The sequence below is a fragment of the Rosistilla ulvae genome, from assembly GCF_007741475.1.
GTDB classification, from domain to species: domain Bacteria; phylum Planctomycetota; class Planctomycetia; order Pirellulales; family Pirellulaceae; genus Rosistilla; species Rosistilla ulvae.
This window is the reverse complement of record NZ_CP036261.1, coordinates 7,072,176-7,087,287: the sequence shown is the minus strand read 5'-3', so window position 1 is coordinate 7,087,287 and position 15,112 is coordinate 7,072,176. Positions and strand designations below refer to the sequence as shown.

9 protein-coding genes are annotated in these 15,112 nt (G+C 59.9%); 2 read left to right on the top strand and 7 right to left on the bottom strand.

Annotation, left to right across the window (positions count from 1 at the left end; translation table 11 throughout):
• Positions 1-152 precede the first annotated feature (152 nt).
• From EC9_RS24955 to EC9_RS24930, 7 genes are all read right to left on the bottom strand, one after another.
• Positions 153-1,061 (bottom strand): LysR family transcriptional regulator, encoded by a 909-nt coding sequence (locus EC9_RS24955; protein WP_145349343.1) that lies wholly within the window; start codon positions 1,059-1,061, stop codon positions 153-155.
• A 148-nt stretch (positions 1,062-1,209) separates the two neighbouring features.
• Entirely contained in the window at positions 1,210-2,628 is a 1,419-nt protein-coding gene (locus EC9_RS24950; RefSeq protein ID WP_218934422.1) for a DUF4832 domain-containing protein, read from the bottom strand.
• Between the two features lie 55 nt (positions 2,629-2,683).
• Positions 2,684-5,035 carry a hypothetical protein gene (locus EC9_RS26790; protein WP_218934421.1) on the bottom strand — a complete coding sequence of 784 codons (2,352 nt, stop codon included), beginning with the start codon at positions 5,033-5,035 and terminating at the stop codon, positions 2,684-2,686.
• Between the two features lie 252 nt (positions 5,036-5,287).
• Entirely contained in the window at positions 5,288-7,696 is a 2,409-nt protein-coding gene (locus tag EC9_RS24945) for a DUF1549 domain-containing protein (RefSeq protein WP_246105866.1), read from the bottom strand.
• Between the two features lie 428 nt (positions 7,697-8,124).
• Positions 8,125-8,982: a DUF6159 family protein gene (locus EC9_RS24940; RefSeq protein WP_145123881.1), complete on the bottom strand. Its 858-nt coding sequence runs from the start codon at positions 8,980-8,982 to the stop codon at positions 8,125-8,127.
• An 82-nt stretch (positions 8,983-9,064) separates the two neighbouring features.
• A complete protein-coding gene (locus EC9_RS24935) occupies positions 9,065-9,409 on the bottom strand; it encodes a hypothetical protein (RefSeq protein WP_145348703.1) in 345 nt (114 codons plus the stop codon).
• Positions 9,409-10,422: a YdjY domain-containing protein gene (locus EC9_RS24930; RefSeq protein ID WP_145348702.1), complete on the bottom strand. Its 1,014-nt coding sequence runs from the start codon at positions 10,420-10,422 to the stop codon at positions 9,409-9,411. Before EC9_RS24930 ends, EC9_RS24935 begins: the two co-directional genes overlap by 1 nt.
• A gap of 258 nt (positions 10,423-10,680) precedes the next feature.
• Here EC9_RS24930 and EC9_RS24925 point away from each other — a divergent pair, with 258 nt between their 5' ends.
• Positions 10,681-12,420: a hypothetical protein gene (locus EC9_RS24925; protein ID WP_218934420.1), complete on the top strand. Its 1,740-nt coding sequence runs from the start codon at positions 10,681-10,683 to the stop codon at positions 12,418-12,420.
• Positions 12,417-15,110, top strand: a complete 2,694-nt coding sequence (locus EC9_RS24920; protein WP_145348700.1) for an MGH1-like glycoside hydrolase domain-containing protein — start codon at positions 12,417-12,419, stop codon at positions 15,108-15,110. Before EC9_RS24925 ends, EC9_RS24920 begins: the two co-directional genes overlap by 4 nt.
• The last annotated feature ends 2 nt before the right edge of the window (positions 15,111-15,112 follow it).

The window sequence follows — 15,112 nt, the reverse complement described above, 5'->3', positions numbered from 1 at the left end:
GAGTGAATCCTCAATTCTCTGTGAAACGATACCAGCACGAAGCGCAAGCGAGTGATTAACAAAACTCTTCACTCCGCGATGATACCAGCACGAAGCGCAAGCGAGTGACAGGGAAATCCACTCGCTTGCGCTTCGTGCTCGTATGGGGACCTCTAACTCTCGTGCCCCGGTGCCATGGGCGGATGGTTCTGCACGAACGACCGCAGGCACTCTTGGAAGCGGAGCACTAGCTTGCTCTGGAATCGATACGGGTTCCATGCCATCACGATCTGACGCGTCGGTTGGTTGCCGGCGAGCGATCGGTAGATCCGCCGATCCGAAGCGTCCAACGCCCGAGCCATCGCGGGGATCAAACTGATCCCGTGTCCCAGCGTCACCAGTTCCTGGACCGATGCCAGTTGGCTGGTCCGTTCGACCGAGACCGGCTGCATCGCCTTCTGCTGGCAGAATTGCACGATGTTTCGCGTCAGGCAGTGCGCTTCGCCTAACAGCACAAACGGCATCGCATCGAGATCGGTCAAGTGGATCTGAGGTTTGTCGCGCAGCGGATGCTGTGGCGACATCACCAGCAGCAGCTCCTCTTCGAACAGGTCTTCGAAATCTAGATACTTCGCGTCCAACGGGCGAGCGAGGATCGCGAGGTCGGTCTCGCCATCGGCCAGCTGTTTCAGCAGGACCTCGGTCGTATCCTCCTGCACGCGAACCGTCGCCTCGGGACAGGCTTGGCCGAATTCGCGCAGCAGCGGCGGCAGGAAATAGGGGACGATCGTCGGGATGCCTGCCAGCCGGATCGTCCCGGTTTCGCCATCGTCGGTGATCTCGCGATGGACGTCGTCGACCAGCGCTAAGATCTGGCGAGCCCTCTCCTGCAGGATGTGCCCCGCGTCGGTCAGCGCGATCAACCGTGGTTGGCGTTCAAAAACCGGCTGCCCCAGTTCCTCTTCGAGCCGCGCGATCGAACGACTGAGCGCCGGTTGAGAGAGTCCGATCGCTTCGGCAGCGCGGGTGAAGTTGCCAAACTCGGCGACCCTCAAGAAATTGCGTAGCTGATCGAGTTCCAAAGCGACCTCATTGCCAAAGGTTGGCGGAATGATTGAGAACAGAATGCGCGGCGTCGAATACATATCATTCTGCCCCCATCATTCTGCCAACCTTCCCTCTGTAGGGTAGCAAAATGTCTCCGAGGGCGAAGGTCGAGCGTCCTGCGACTCAGCCCGCAACCGCGAAGGTGCCGAGCGTTAGCGCACCGCTGCGGGGATCGACCGCTTGGTTGGCGAAGCGGAGTGGTTTGCCTGAGGGCATCGGGTTGGGGATCTGCAGTTGCAGTTGATGTTTGCCGGCGGGCAGTGTTGCCGGATCGAGCGTATGTTCGAACGTCTTCCGCGCTCCCGGTTGGATCATGCGTGGCGACCAATCGGTCGCCAGTTCCCCAATCAACTTTTGATCGCTGGCGATCTGCAAACGGACGGTCCAGCCATGGTGATAAAACGGAGCGATCCCGCGGTTTTCGACCGTCACTTGAACCTTGACCGATCCGTCGGGCTGACGCTTCGCCGCCGCGGCGACAACTTGCAGGTCGTAGCCCATTTTCTGAACCGCCTCGATCGCCCGCCGATAACGATCCGCATCGGCTTTCTTGCGACTCAACCCCGTGTCCATCATCCAGGTCGCGTGCGTTACGTCGCGGCACTCATCGAAACTCTGCGATGCGGCGGTGCAAGGTTCCTTATCGAAACAGCAGCCCCAGACCTCCGGCCGAATCTCGCCTCCGATCGGCGCGGTCTGCCAGCGCTGCGACAAACCAGCGTGCAACATCTTGGGCCAGAAGTACCAATCGTCCTGCTTCCGCCCGGTGGGGAGTGTCGAATGAGCGAACGAGTCGTCGTGGTATCCGAAGGGATAGGTGGTGCTGTCGTAGTAGAGTTCGTCGTTGGGGCCGGCGGGATAACGCAGCAGAACCGGTGTCTTTGGGAACGCGGCGACATACGCATCCAAGATCTCACGCTGCACCTGCTTGCTGGCCCACAGTTCGGACTTCGGATAGGTGTGCCATTCGCCCCACGTCCCCAACAGCCCCGCGGTGATGTAGGCCAGGCGAGGGTCCCCGTCGTAGCGTGCGCCCCAAGCGGCGATGAAATCGGTCATCGTTTTCCGCAGGTTGGGATCTTCGTAATCGGGAGTCTCGATCGCGGCCGGTGGGTGTGGCGCGGTGTTGGTGTTCATGTAATAATGAACCTTCAATCCGCCGTCGATCAGAAATTGTGGGATCAGGTTTTTCCTGCCCGGGTATTCCAAGAAGACGCGGACCACGGTCTGCCGGCCGCGCGACGCGATGTCTTCGAGCATCGCATCCATCGGTTGCCAGTCGTATTGCCCCGGCCCGGTCACCAGCTTGGCAAGCGGCAGATAGTTGAACTCCATGCTGTACGGAAACCGATCCGCCGGCGGATCCTGATAGGGAACCAAACCTTTGAGCGGATTGTCGGCGGGGCCCGGGGAGTAGCTGAAATCGGCGGGCGTGAATCGCCACGATGCCGTTGGCTGGGCAAGCGTTGGCGATGCGAGGGCGGCCAGCAAAAGCAAGGCGATCGAAAATGGGAGGCTTGCAAACGGGCGAGTTCTGGTCACGTGGAATCTCCGGTGGTGGCAGCGCGATGTGCCGCAGTCGCCCCTGGTTGCCCTCCTACTTCGCAACGACTTCGATTCGATACGGTTGCGATTGTACCAGTGTCTTGCGCGCCGCAGGTTTTGCCAAGGCGGCGATCTCTTTGTCCGCAGCCGCTTTGGCAGCGGTGATCTGCGCCAGCTTCGCATCGAGAGCCTTCTGTTTTTCGGGATCCTGCTCCGCGGCGCGTTCCGTTTTGGTCGCCTGTTCGACCGAGTCGAGATGCTTGCGGTACGCGACAGCTCGGGCATGAGCCGGTTGGTTGGGGATCACGCTGACCGCGGCGTCGGATTGCAAATAGAAATCGTAAACGCCCGGCTTGGCATCTTTGGGAACGGGGATCGCATAATCGGCGGTCGCGGTTTTTTCATCGATCGTGATCTCGGGAACCTTCCAATTCGCGGCCAGCCCGATCGCTTTGAACTTCAGCGGCGTCTTAAAGTCCATCCGCCGCGTGACGTTGCACTTTACCGTGTGCGTCTCTTCCGGCTTCACCTGCGGCGTCGCTTCGGGATGCGTGAGGTCGACAGATGCGTGCGACGAATCGCCCGCCAGGGAAAGTATCAGCGTCGATGTCGTCCGCGCCGCGGCAGCAGTGGTCGTGACGTTGGCGCTTGGACCAACGCAGACGACCGGGATCGCTGTCGTTTGAAATTCCGTATCTCCCATCGTGGCGGTCGCCGTGACGGTGATCGGCGTCGCATCAAACGCAGCTTGTTCGGCAGCCGACAACAGCAGCGTCGTCGCGTTTTCGCCAGCGGAGATGATCGATGGCCGGGCGATGATGCCGTCGGGAAGTCCAGCGGCTGCGACCTGGATCTCGCCCGCGAAATCTTCGCGATCGACTTCGACAACCAACGGAATCGTTTCTCCCTTGCGAACGGCTAAGGAATTCGAAGGGTAGTGATTGGCGTTGTCGATCCGCAGCTGTTTGACCAGCGCGTAGGCGCGGAACTGGGGCCGCGGCGTCCGCAGCGTCAAGCGATATTGGATCGGTGGGCCGTCGTTGGCGGCACTGAATTGATCGCCGACGCGAATGTAAAACGGACCATCGCGATCGGCTTTAAACGCTCCCGAAGGATCGACGCTGGAGCGATGATACGGATTGGTTCGCTCTTTGTCGCGGGCCGGATGGTCATCGAAAAACTGGACCTGCACCGCGTTCTGTTTTCCGTCTGCAGCGGTGTCGACGCGGAAGATGCCCAGCACCGGATCGCAGGTCTGCCCAAGCCGACTGGCGAACAGGTCGACCTTCACCGTCTGGTCTTTCTTTGCATCGAAGCGATACCAATCGGCATCGCGTCCCGCCCCAAAGACCCCCGAGACTTCGCTGTCGATCGCGATCGGCATCGCTTGCGGATGCGAATCGTTTGGTTCCTGTTCGACGTTCACATCGACATCGGTCAGCGCGATGCTGTGCCCGTCGACTCGCAGCGTGTCGTCGAGAAAGCGATCCATCGTTGCGGTGGTTGGTCGACCGACGGGCGGAGTGGCTGCTGCGACTGCAGGAGCGGTGATCGTCCGCTGCGCTGTCTGCCATGGGCCTGTCTTCCCCGTCGGTTCTTGGAGCCCCAGTCCTGTCAGCGTGATCGTTGTTTCGGAGTTCGCTTTGGCCGCGATCGGTTGCACCCAACGGACGACCGGGCCGCGATGCAGTTTGATCGCAAAGAAGGCGTTGTCGCCGCCGGCAAACAGATGGTCGGAGATGGCCAGGTAGTATTTGCCTGGAGCCGGCGGGGTGAACAGCACCACTGGGTCTTCGCGAGTCGGGTCGGTTGCCGCTCGGACCAGCCGCCGTCCCGATTCGTCGAGGACTTCGATTTCCAGTTCCGACGCGGAGTCGATACTGCCAGCAGCGGCTTCGATCACGATCGGGTCTTTGGAATCGAGTTGGAACGCGATGTAAGCGAATCCGCTGGCGCGAACCGTTCCGGTGACCCAGCATGGCAGCGTTGCGACGGCAGCTTTTTCGAGCGTGCTGGTGTCGGCTGGCATCGTCACGACGGGTAGGTCGGTGACGATCAATCGCAGCGGATTGCTGCTGCCGTGAAACCCGTCGGCGCGGACTTCGTAAACGCCCGGTTTCGCTTTGGCGGTGATTTCGAAGTGACCGTAGTCGTGCTCGGTAGCTTCCGCGGCAAAGGCTTTGCCAGCGCGTGATTGCAGCGCCGCGGTGATCGCTGGGTCGGAGAACCACAGGCGATCGATATCGACAAGATCGCTGCCGACCAAACGTGTTTTGGTTGGTTGGTCGACCTGGAATACCGGCGGCTGGATCGCTCGCAGATGACCGATCGGGTATTGGGCGGAGAGCTGCGTCGACAGTCCGGCAGCAGTTAGCGTCAGCGCAAGGGTCAGGAGAGTTCGCATGTTGGGATGGCCTTGCCGAAGCGTTTGCGATCTTTGGGTGGGGTGGGACTTCAGGTGTCGGTAAGCAGCAAGCAGGGAATTTTCTAGTTTAACCGCGTGGGCATCGCCCCGCGTTTTTCAGGGCCGCGCGGCCCGATGGGCACGCGGTTAAACGAAAAAATACAATACGACCTGCTTAGCACCGTCGTGATCGATGGTTGAGCGGGCGGGCGAGTGCAAAAAATTTGCAGTCGCCCGATTTCCGCGAGGCGATCAGTGGTTGAACAAAAACTCTTTGGTGTTGATGATCGCCCAGACCAGATCTTCGATCGCAAGTCGGCGGTCGGGTTTGCTGGCCAGGTAATCGGTCGCTGCTTTTGCTTCCGATTCGATCGGCTTCCGCGACAGCGCGGCCAGGTAGAGTTCTTCGACAAGGGCGTCGTCGGCTGATTTCTCAGCCGCCAGCCGCGCGATGCGACCTCCCGCACCGGTCAGTTTGGACTGCACCTCTTTGCTGTTGATCAAGTGCAAGCACTGGGCCAGGTTCGATTCGCCGCTCCGTTCGCACTCGCACGCACTGCTTCCCGCGGGCCGGCCAAAGACCGAAAGGAAGTAGGAGTTGAAGCCGTTGTCGGGCAGTTCGTAGGGGCTGGTTCCCGCGGGCATGCCGGCGAACTGCGTCGGGACCTCGGTCACCGTGTCGATCGCCGAAAGCAAGGTCTCGGCGGCCAGTCGGCGTGGGTAGAAACGCGAGAAGTTCAGTTTGTCGTCGGTGTTCCAGTCGTTTGGTTCGCTGGAACGTTGGTAGGTCTGCGATGTGCAGATCAGGTGCGTGAGCGCCTTTAGATCGTAGCCCGAATCGACGAACCACTGCGCCAGGCCATCCAGCAGTTTTGGGTTGCTGGCCGGATTGGTGACTCGCATGTCGTCTTCGGGATCGACAAGTCCGCGGCCGAAGTAATGCTTCCAGTAGCGATTGACGATCGCGCGGGCAAAGAAGGGGTTGTCGGGATTGGTCAGCCAGTCGGCCAGTTCGGTCCGCGGATCGTCCCAGGCGTCGACCGATAGCGGTTCATTGCCGAGGCTTGTCGGCGGAACGGCTTGCTTGTTCTTGGGATTGGTCGCCGTCGCGTTGCCGGGACGATGCACGACCAGCAACTCGCCCGGCGTGTCTCCCGTCTTGCGGCCGACGCGCGAGAAGAAGGCGGTCAGGCCGTAATAATCTTGTTGGCTCCAGACTTCAAACGGATGGTGGTGACAGCGGGCGCATTGCAATCGCAGCCCCATGAATAACTGAGCCGTATCTTCGGTAAGCGATTCGGGGTCTTTGACTTCACGGTACCAACCGACAGCCGCGTTGCGGTCGGGAGAGCCCGATGCGGTCAGCAGGCCGCGGACCCATTGATCGTAGGGGACGTTGTTGTCGAAGGCTTCGTGCAACCAGCGGTAGAAGGCAAACGTCGATTCGCGGTCGGTCGCTGCGTTTCGCTTGTTCCGCAAAATCGCCGACCACTTGGTCGCGAAGTGCGATGCGTAATCGGGGGATGCCAGCAGGCGATCGATCAGCTTTTCGCGACGTTCTGGATCGGTGTCGTCGATGAACGCACGCGTCTCTTCGATCGACGGCAAGCGACCGACGATATCGATCGTCGCACGGCGCAAGAACGTCACGTCGTCACAGGTTGGCGATGGCGGCAGTCCCAGTTCCTGCAAGTTTTCAAAAACCCAACCATCGATCGGATTGCTCAGCGATTCGGGCGCTGGCACTTCCAGACCCAGAGGGATCGATGCGCGGAACACGCCAACGTGACCTTGGTAGCGAGCCATCACGGCAACCGAACCACTTAGTTTGTCGACCGATACCAGCCCCGCGTCGTCGACTTCAGCCATCGACGTGTCGTTCGATTCGAAGGCGGTCGTCCGCGTAACATCCTGCGTCGAGCCATCGCTGTAGCGGGCGACGACTGTCAATTGTTGAGCGCTGCCACGCTGCATCGTCATCTCCAACGGCAGCACATCGATGCCAACAACCACGGGATCGTCGGGGCTTCCGTAGGGCATTCCTTGAGCGATCCAGCGACGCATCACGCGGTAGGAAGGACTGTCGGTTGCGACCAGCGATCCGCCGCCGTGAGGGACGACGCCCGATGCTTTCTGCAGCAACAGGCTGTGATCGGGAGAGGTCGGGAAGACGCGGCGGTTACGTCCTTCGGCGACTAGCCATTCATAATCTTCCTGCGGTTCAAATCCCAACAGCGACATGCGGAAGCCGTTTTGGCCGCCGCTTTTGCCGTGGCATCCGCCGCCGTTGCAGCCGAACTTGGTGAAGATCGGCGTGATCTGATCGGGGAAGTTGATCGGGACGTCGTTGACCAAGTTCTCCACGCGGACGGCGATCTTCGCGGTCTGCTGCGTCGCGTCGTCGGCTCCCAAAATCGCCGCGGTGACGGTGCAGTCCCCTTCGGCCAGCGTGCTGATGTATCCGGTTTCCGAAACGTCGACGATTCCTTCGGGGTGCGGATGCCATTGCACATCGCGCGTTACGTCGCGGATCTGCCCCGATTCGTAGTGCCCCAGCACAACGCATTGCTGTGCGATGTCGCGGCCGCGGAGGGTGACGATACCATCGACCTCGCGTCCGGTGACGATCTCGATCGATAGCAAATTTCCTGGAGCTCCCATGCCCGGCGGTTCCACCGCAGCGGAGGTCGGCTCCGACGTGGCTGGACTCGCCGCGTAAAGAGACCCAACGAGGGGAAGTGACAACAACGCAATCAGACAGCACGTCGCACGCATGACTCGAAATCCAAATCGAGGTGACGCGGTCTACTGCATTCAAGGTGGGGCGAGGGGCAGGAGACCGCTGAAGGAGGGCATTTAATGGCAGTCGGAGGAGTGATTATCTGCCATCGAATCGCAGATATCAAGTCTTTCCAGCGATTTCGGTGGTTTTCCGCCAGCCGCGATAACGCTAGCAATCTCGTTTAACGGCGGCGGCAACGCCCCACGCACGCGTCCACTACGAGGCCGAGTGCGCTTGCCGATTTGGACGCGCGGCCCGTTGGGCACGCGGTTAAACGATTGGGCGTAACGCGTTGGGTGCGAAGGGCTTAGGCTTTTGCGAAGACGCCGCGGAGGTTGTTGGCTTCGAAGCCGCCGGGGGCGTCGCCGCTGGAGCCGTACATATAGATAGCGGCTTGCACGATCGCCGACATCGCGCTGGAGATCAGCGAAACCAGCAACAGGCCGATTACTCCCAAGACGATCACAGCGATTCCTGCTGCTCCGATCGAAGCTGTCAGGAAGCCGCCGCCAACGATCAAGGCGATGCAAGGGAGCGAGGCGAGGAAGCCGAAAAATCCGATTCCTCCCTTGGCACCCAGCGATTCGCCCCAGGTGCTTTTCAGGATCGTTGCCGATCGCTTGAGGGCTTCGAACGGGCCGGCTTTTTCGATCACCAGTACCGGGACGACAAAGAAGCTGGCCGCCGCCCAGGCCATCCCCAACAATCCTGAAACGATCGCGCCGACCTTCTCGCTGCGACTCTCGATCACTCGCAAGATCACGCCGACGGTGGCGCTAAGCAATGCCCAACCGGCGATCTGGGGCAGTCGAGACATCGCGGCGGAGATGCCGTCCGATAGCGTCGGTCGCTCGCCGTAGAAGCTTTTTACCGCGCATGCGATCAAGGCGGAGTTGAAGAAGACGATCACGAAGTAGTTGACGAAGTAGAAGGCAAACAGAACCGCCAGGTAGAGCGGGTTCTGCATCGGGTCGCCCGCTTCCTGTCCCTGTTCGATGGCGTTTTCCACCGCGCCGGTCATCACCAAGGGGATGGCGAAAGAGATCATCACCAGGGTGCAGCTGATTCCGCTGAGCAGCGGGAAGATGATCAGTTGCTTATCGCGTTGCAGTACGCCCAGGCTTTGTTTGGCCAATGCATACCCATTACTTAATCGTTCGAACATCGTCCTGCCTCTGTGTAAGTTCTGTTGTTGTTTTAACCGTCTGCCGCCCCAGCAGCAGCTCATATTTATAAAAGTAGTTCGTTCACCACGTCAGTGGTTTGCCTGCGCGGAGATCGTCGCGAACCTTCTTGAGAATTACGGGGAGATCAAAGACGCGGCGAGCGGAGTTCTGGTCGGGATCCAAGACAGCGACTTCGATCGCTCCTTCGACACACATCGCCATCGTGCGAACCAGGTCGATTGGGCTCGGTTGCAGGCATTGTGAGTTCTGCAGTTGAGCATTGGTTGCGTATTGTTGAGCTTTGGCTTGGTCGGTGAACATCGCCAGCGCGATCCGATCGTCCTGCATCTGCCAGCAGGCCGGACCGGCATCGGAGAGCAACAGCCAGGGTTGCAGATTCACCGATTCGGAGGAGAGGTCATCCATTAAGAATCGCTCCCGGCGTCGGGAGTTGTGGGTTGGGTGGCGGGCGAATCTTTGGGGCCCAGGCTGTCCAAGTCGGCATCGAGTTTCGCATCGGCCGCCGGTTTGTCCGCCGGTTTGTCCGCCGGCTTCGCATCGGCCGCGTTATCTTTGTCCGCTGGTTTTGCGTTCAGTGCCGGTGAGACGGGGATCATCACCATCCGGATCGGCGTTCCTCGCGGTGGTATGTTTTCGGTGCACGCGCTGAATTCCAGGTACTCCGCGTCTTTGCTGCTCTCGATCGGAACGTCCAGCGTCGCCGAAGCGAAGTTCGAAACGCAAACGAGATCGCCGTCGTCGGCTGAATAAAAGTCGCGTCCGCTGCGGGGATCGGTCCACCATTGGCTGCCCGCGAAGACGAAATCGGTGTTCAGCTGCTCTTTGGTTCCGGTCTTGCAGATCCATTCTTGCGCCTTGGCTCGATGGCGTTTGCCCTCCTTGTCGCGCCACAGCACCCAGATCGCGATCCGATCGCCGGTGGGGGGCGAGAACTTGGGCTGGAACTGAACCGGCCGGCCGGGGGTCGCTCCCACGGCCAGCAACGCCGCGTGGACATATTGACTGCGAGCCAGCACAGCGACCGCCGATTCGTGTTCTTTGGTCCCCGCCGGGCAGGCGAACATCTCCAACAACCCCTCTCGAACGGCGACGTATCCGTCGACGATCACCCGGCGGTTCGGTTTGTCGATCCACAGTCGGGCGTCGGGAGACAACCGCGTTGCACCTTTAGGGGCGTCGAAAGCGGCGATCACTCCTTTGATCGTTGGACTCTCGCTCTCCTCAGGCGTCGGCGGCCGTTGCGGACGGTCGGGATCTTCGCTGGCTGGCAGGTCGGCAATCGGTTTGCTGGTGTCGGCTGGCTGAGCCGTCGCGGATCCGATGCTCGCGAGCGTCAACAACAAACAGGCCAACGAGCGAGGGACCCGCGCAGCGCTCTTTTGGTTGCCGTGTCGCAGTTGAATTAGGTTGGCAAGCATCGGATATCCTTCTCGCGTGGGTGGCAAAATGCAAATGTCGATGGCGATGAAGAATCGCAGCGAACAACGATCTTCGCCCCAACAGGCATTGCATCGCAGGTTGGATCAGAAAGAATAGGCATCGACAGTCCCCGGCCGTAGGGCAAATTGGCCCCACAGGTCGGCAGCAAGTATCTTAGCATCGTATCCACCATGGCGACTACAACATTGACACAACGAACTGAAGCACCCCCAATCGATGCGAGTGAGGACTATCTGATGGACAGCGAAAACGCTTGGGGTGAATTGATCGTCCAGTTGACCCGGCGGCAGACCAGCCGTCGCAAATTGAAGGCCGATCCGGTTTGGGAGATGTTTTCCGACCTGCCGCCCTCCGCTGGCAACGCCGACGTCGACACTGCATTGGCGGATGCCGCCGCTGCCCTGATCGCTGCGGCTCGCACAAAAGAGGAGGCTGCCGAAGCGAAGCCTTCGGATTTTGATTGGTCAGCCGCTGCGGCGGCACTCTCCGGCAGCACGCCAACCGAATCGGATCTGTTGACCTGGGGCTACGTTCTGCCATTGTTAGCCGACACGCTGGGCGAGGCGCAGTGGTGGGAGGTGTTGGGCGTTTTAAAGTCGGCTCGGCAAGCGGCACTCACCGACCTGCCATTCGAAAGTTCGCGGCGAGTGATCCTGGCGGCTGAGCTGGGGTTGGTGTTGGCTTGGGGGCTGAAGAACTTTCAGACCTCGGTTCGTTTAGCCGAGTCGAGCTGGAACGTCTATTGCGAGTACTTGGAATGCGAAGACGATCGCTTGCAGGAGTTGTTGTCGGGCGGAGCCCAGCGGTTGCCGAAAGCGTTGGCGTCGGCGCTGCGATCGATGCAGATCGCCCGCGTCGGATTTAAGCACAAACCGGCCAACGAGCAGCTGGGCGAATTGAACGAGATGGCGGCTTGGCAGTCGCATTTGGTCCGCTGGGACGGTTCGTTGTGTCTGCAGCCGATGGAGACCAAGCTGTCGAGCGATCTGTTGGATACGGCGACGCGGTTGTTGAAGGATCCAGGGCTGCGGATGGCTTACGATTTCGCTTGCCGCACTGCCGACAAGGCTTTGAAGAATAAGCTGACGACCGAAATCGAACTGCCCGAGAGTGGGATGTATTGCGATTCGGCCGGCCTGGTTTCGATGCGTCCTTCGTGGTTCCGACATCACGGATGGATCGTCGCCGATTTTCATTCGCAGCCCGCGCCGCGGATCGAACTGTCCGCCGGCAAGCGGATGATTTTGGAAGGGGCTTGGGAAGCGACGATTCAAATCGATGGCCAGGATTGCCAACCTCGCGGCGACTGGGAAGAGGTCTGTTGGCACAGCGATGACGACGTCCACTACATCGAGATGGAACAGTGTTGGACGCATGGCGTGACGTTGCAGCGACAATTGATGGTCATCCGCGAGGATGGGGCGGTGCTGTTGGCCGATACCGTGTTGTCTCCCGATGCCAGCGAGATCTTCTACCGTTCCAGCGTCCCGCTGGCGGCGACGATGCAAGCGGCGGCGGACGAGGAAACGCGCGAGGTGGTGCTGCACGATAACAAGCCGCGGGCGATGGTCCTGCCGATCGGATTGTCGGAATGGCGAGTCGGTCGCAGCCCGGGGAAGATGGAGGTCGTCGAGGGGCGTTTGACGGTCAGCGGCCGAGGCGAGAGGCGGCTGTATGTTCCGGTGTGGATCGATCTAGAACGCCGTCGATTTGATCGCCCGCGGACGTGGCGGAATCTGACGGTGGCGTCGCGGTTGGTGATCGCCAAGGCGAACGAAGCGGTCGCGTCGCGTGTTCAATTTGGATCGGAGCAATGGATCGTGTTCCGGTCGCTCAGCGAGCACAAGGCTTACACCTTCTGCGGAAAACATTTGGCTGCCGATTTCTATTGCGGCCGGTTCGATCCAAGCGATGGATCGTTGGAAGATTTAGTCACCGTCGAAAATGCGTCGGATTCACAGGATGGGAATGCATGAACAAGTCGATCACGGCCGAACAACAGCGTTTGTTAGCCAGCAACGAGCGGACGGGAAACTGGCAGCGTTGGGGGCCTTATCTTTCGGAGCGTCAGTGGGGGACGGTTCGCGAGGACTATTCGGAAAGCGGCGATAGCTGGCAATACTTTCCGCACGACCACGCTCGCAGCCGCGCCTATCGCTGGGGCGAAGACGGCTTGATGGGGATCACCGATCGCCAGGGACGACTCTGCTTTGCTCTGGGGTTATGGAACGGCCGGGATCCGATTCTCAAGGAGCGGCTGTTTGGGCTGACCGGCCCCGAGGGGAACCACGGCGAAGATGTCAAGGAATGTTATTATTACCTGGACAGCACGCCGACCCATTCGTACATGCGAGGCTTGTACAAATATCCGCAGGCTCGCTACCCATACGAAGACCTGGCGGCGGTCAATCAAAGTCGCAGCCGCAACGAGCTGGAATACGAACTGACCGACACGGGAGTCTTCGACGAAGACCGCTACTTCGATGTCGATGTCCGTTACGCCAAGCGGGCTCCAGACGACATGCTGATCCGCGTGCTGATCACCAATCGCGGACCCGACGCCGCCGTCTTGCACGTCGTGCCTCAGTTGTGGTTCCGCAACACGTGGACCTGGCATTGCACTCACGAAGGCTGCACCGCGCGGCCTCATCTATCGTTGAACGATGACGGGCGGATCGTCTCGCGACACGAGACGCTTGGTGCGTTCCAGTTTGCCGCCGACACGGGGCCTCAAGGCGAGGAACCAACATGGCTGTTTACTGACAACGAAACCAATGCTCACCGGCACCCCGACCTGCCCTGCGAGAGCGAATACTATAAGGATGCGTTTCACCAATACGTGATCGAAGGGGATACCAAAGCGGTTAATCCCAAGCAGCATGGCACCAAAGCGGCTCCCTATTATCTGCTGCGGATGAAGCCGGGCGAACAGGTTCAGTTGCAGTTTCGGCTGGCGGGCAACCAGGACATTCCTAGCGGCGATTGGTTTGGCGAGGCGTTTGACGCCAGCTTTGAAGAACGGGCGTCGGAGGCGGACAGCTATTACGACAACGTGATCGCAAAATCGCTGAGCCCCGAAGAGCGGAACATCTCGCGGCAGGCGTACGCCGGGCTGCTGTGGACGAAGCAGTTCTATCACTTTGTCGTCGACACCTGGCTCAACGGCGATCCCAACGGACCGCCTGCTCCCGCGTCGCGTCAGAACATTCGCAACAAAGACTGGCGGCATCTGTTCAACCGCGACGTGTTGAGCATGCCCGACAAGTGGGAGTATCCGTGGTTCGCGGCTTGGGACAGTGCATTCCACATGATCCCGATGGCGCGGTTGGATCCGCATTTCGCCAAAGAGCAGCTGATCCTGTTCTTGCGGGAATGGTACATGCACCCCAACGGCCAGATTCCCGCGTACGAATGGACCTTCTCCGACGTCAATCCGCCGGTCCACGCTTGGGCTTGTTGGAGTGTCTATGAGTCGACTGGAGAACCCGGCAATCGCGATCGGCTGTTTTTAGCGCGGACCTTTCAAAAGCTGCTGTTGAATTTCACCTGGTGGGTCAATCGCAAAGACCCTCGCGGGCGGAACGTCTTCTCCGGCGGCTTCTTGGGGTTGGATAACATCGGAGTCTTCGACCGCAGCAAACCATTGCCCGATGGCGGCTACATGGAGCAGGCGGACGGGACCGGGTGGATGGCGTTTTATTGCGGCACGATGCTGCGTATGGCGTTGGAACTAGCCGACAATAACCCGGCTTACGGCGACATGGCCAGCAAGTTCCTGGAGCATTACGTGGCGATCGCTGAAGCGATGAACTCGATGGATGGCGACGGTCTGTGGGACGATCAGGACGGCTTCTATTACGACCATCTTTACATCAAAGATCACGGCACGCCGATGCGGATCCGTTCGATCGTGGGGCTGATTCCGCTGTTGACCCCGGTGATTTTGGATGAAGCAGTGATCAACCGCCTGCCCGGATTTAACAAGCGGATGAAGTGGTTCTTGGATTCCAAGCCGGATCTCCGCGATCGGATGACGTATGCGGAACGGAAGGATCCCAACAGCCAACAGCCCTGCCATCGATTGCTGGCGATTCCGTCGGAGGCTCGCTTGCGGCGGTTGCTGTCGATCATGTTGGACGAATCGGAGTTCCTGTCGCCGTACGGAATCCGTTCGCTCTCGGCGGCTCACCGCGAAGATCCGTTTGTGTTCGAATTGCACGGCGTCCGCAACGAGGTGCAATACGTTCCTGGCGAGAGCGATTCGTGGATGTTTGGTGGCAACAGCAACTGGCGCGGGCCGGTCTGGATGCCGTTGAACTTCTTGATCATCGAATCGCTGCGGACCTATTACCAGTTCTGCGGCGATACCGTTCAACTGGAATGCCCGACCGGTTCGGGGCAACTGATGACGCTGTTGGAGATCGCCGAAGAGTTGGAGCGACGGTTGACGACGCTGTTCAAAGCCGACGACGAGGGGAATCGCCCGATCCACGGCGGCGAAGCGCGATATGCCGAGGATCCCGCATGGAACGATCTGGTCTTGTTCTACGAGTACTTTCATGGCGACAACGGTCGCGGTCTGGGGGCGAGTCATCAAACCGGATGGACCTCGTTGGTCGCGACGATGTTGGATCATCAAGCCCAATCGACGTCGAAACGCTCCTAAAA

Coding starts and splice junctions, on each gene's coding strand:
- EC9_RS24930 (WP_145348702.1), bottom strand. CDS start 10,422: ATGCTTGCCAACCTAATTCAACTGCGACACGGCAACCAAAAGAGCGCT.
- EC9_RS24920 (WP_145348700.1), top strand. CDS start 12,417: ATGAACAAGTCGATCACGGCCGAACAACAGCGTTTGTTAGCCAGCAAC.
- EC9_RS24925 (WP_218934420.1), top strand. CDS start 10,681: ATGGACAGCGAAAACGCTTGGGGTGAATTGATCGTCCAGTTGACCCGG.
- EC9_RS24935 (WP_145348703.1), bottom strand. CDS start 9,409: ATGGATGACCTCTCCTCCGAATCGGTGAATCTGCAACCCTGGCTGTTG.
- EC9_RS26790 (WP_218934421.1), bottom strand. CDS start 5,035: ATGCGAACTCTCCTGACCCTTGCGCTGACGCTAACTGCTGCCGGACTG.
- EC9_RS24940 (WP_145123881.1), bottom strand. CDS start 8,982: ATGTTCGAACGATTAAGTAATGGGTATGCATTGGCCAAACAAAGCCTG.
- EC9_RS24945 (WP_246105866.1), bottom strand. CDS start 7,696: ATGGGAGCTCCAGGAAATTTGCTATCGATCGAGATCGTCACCGGACGC.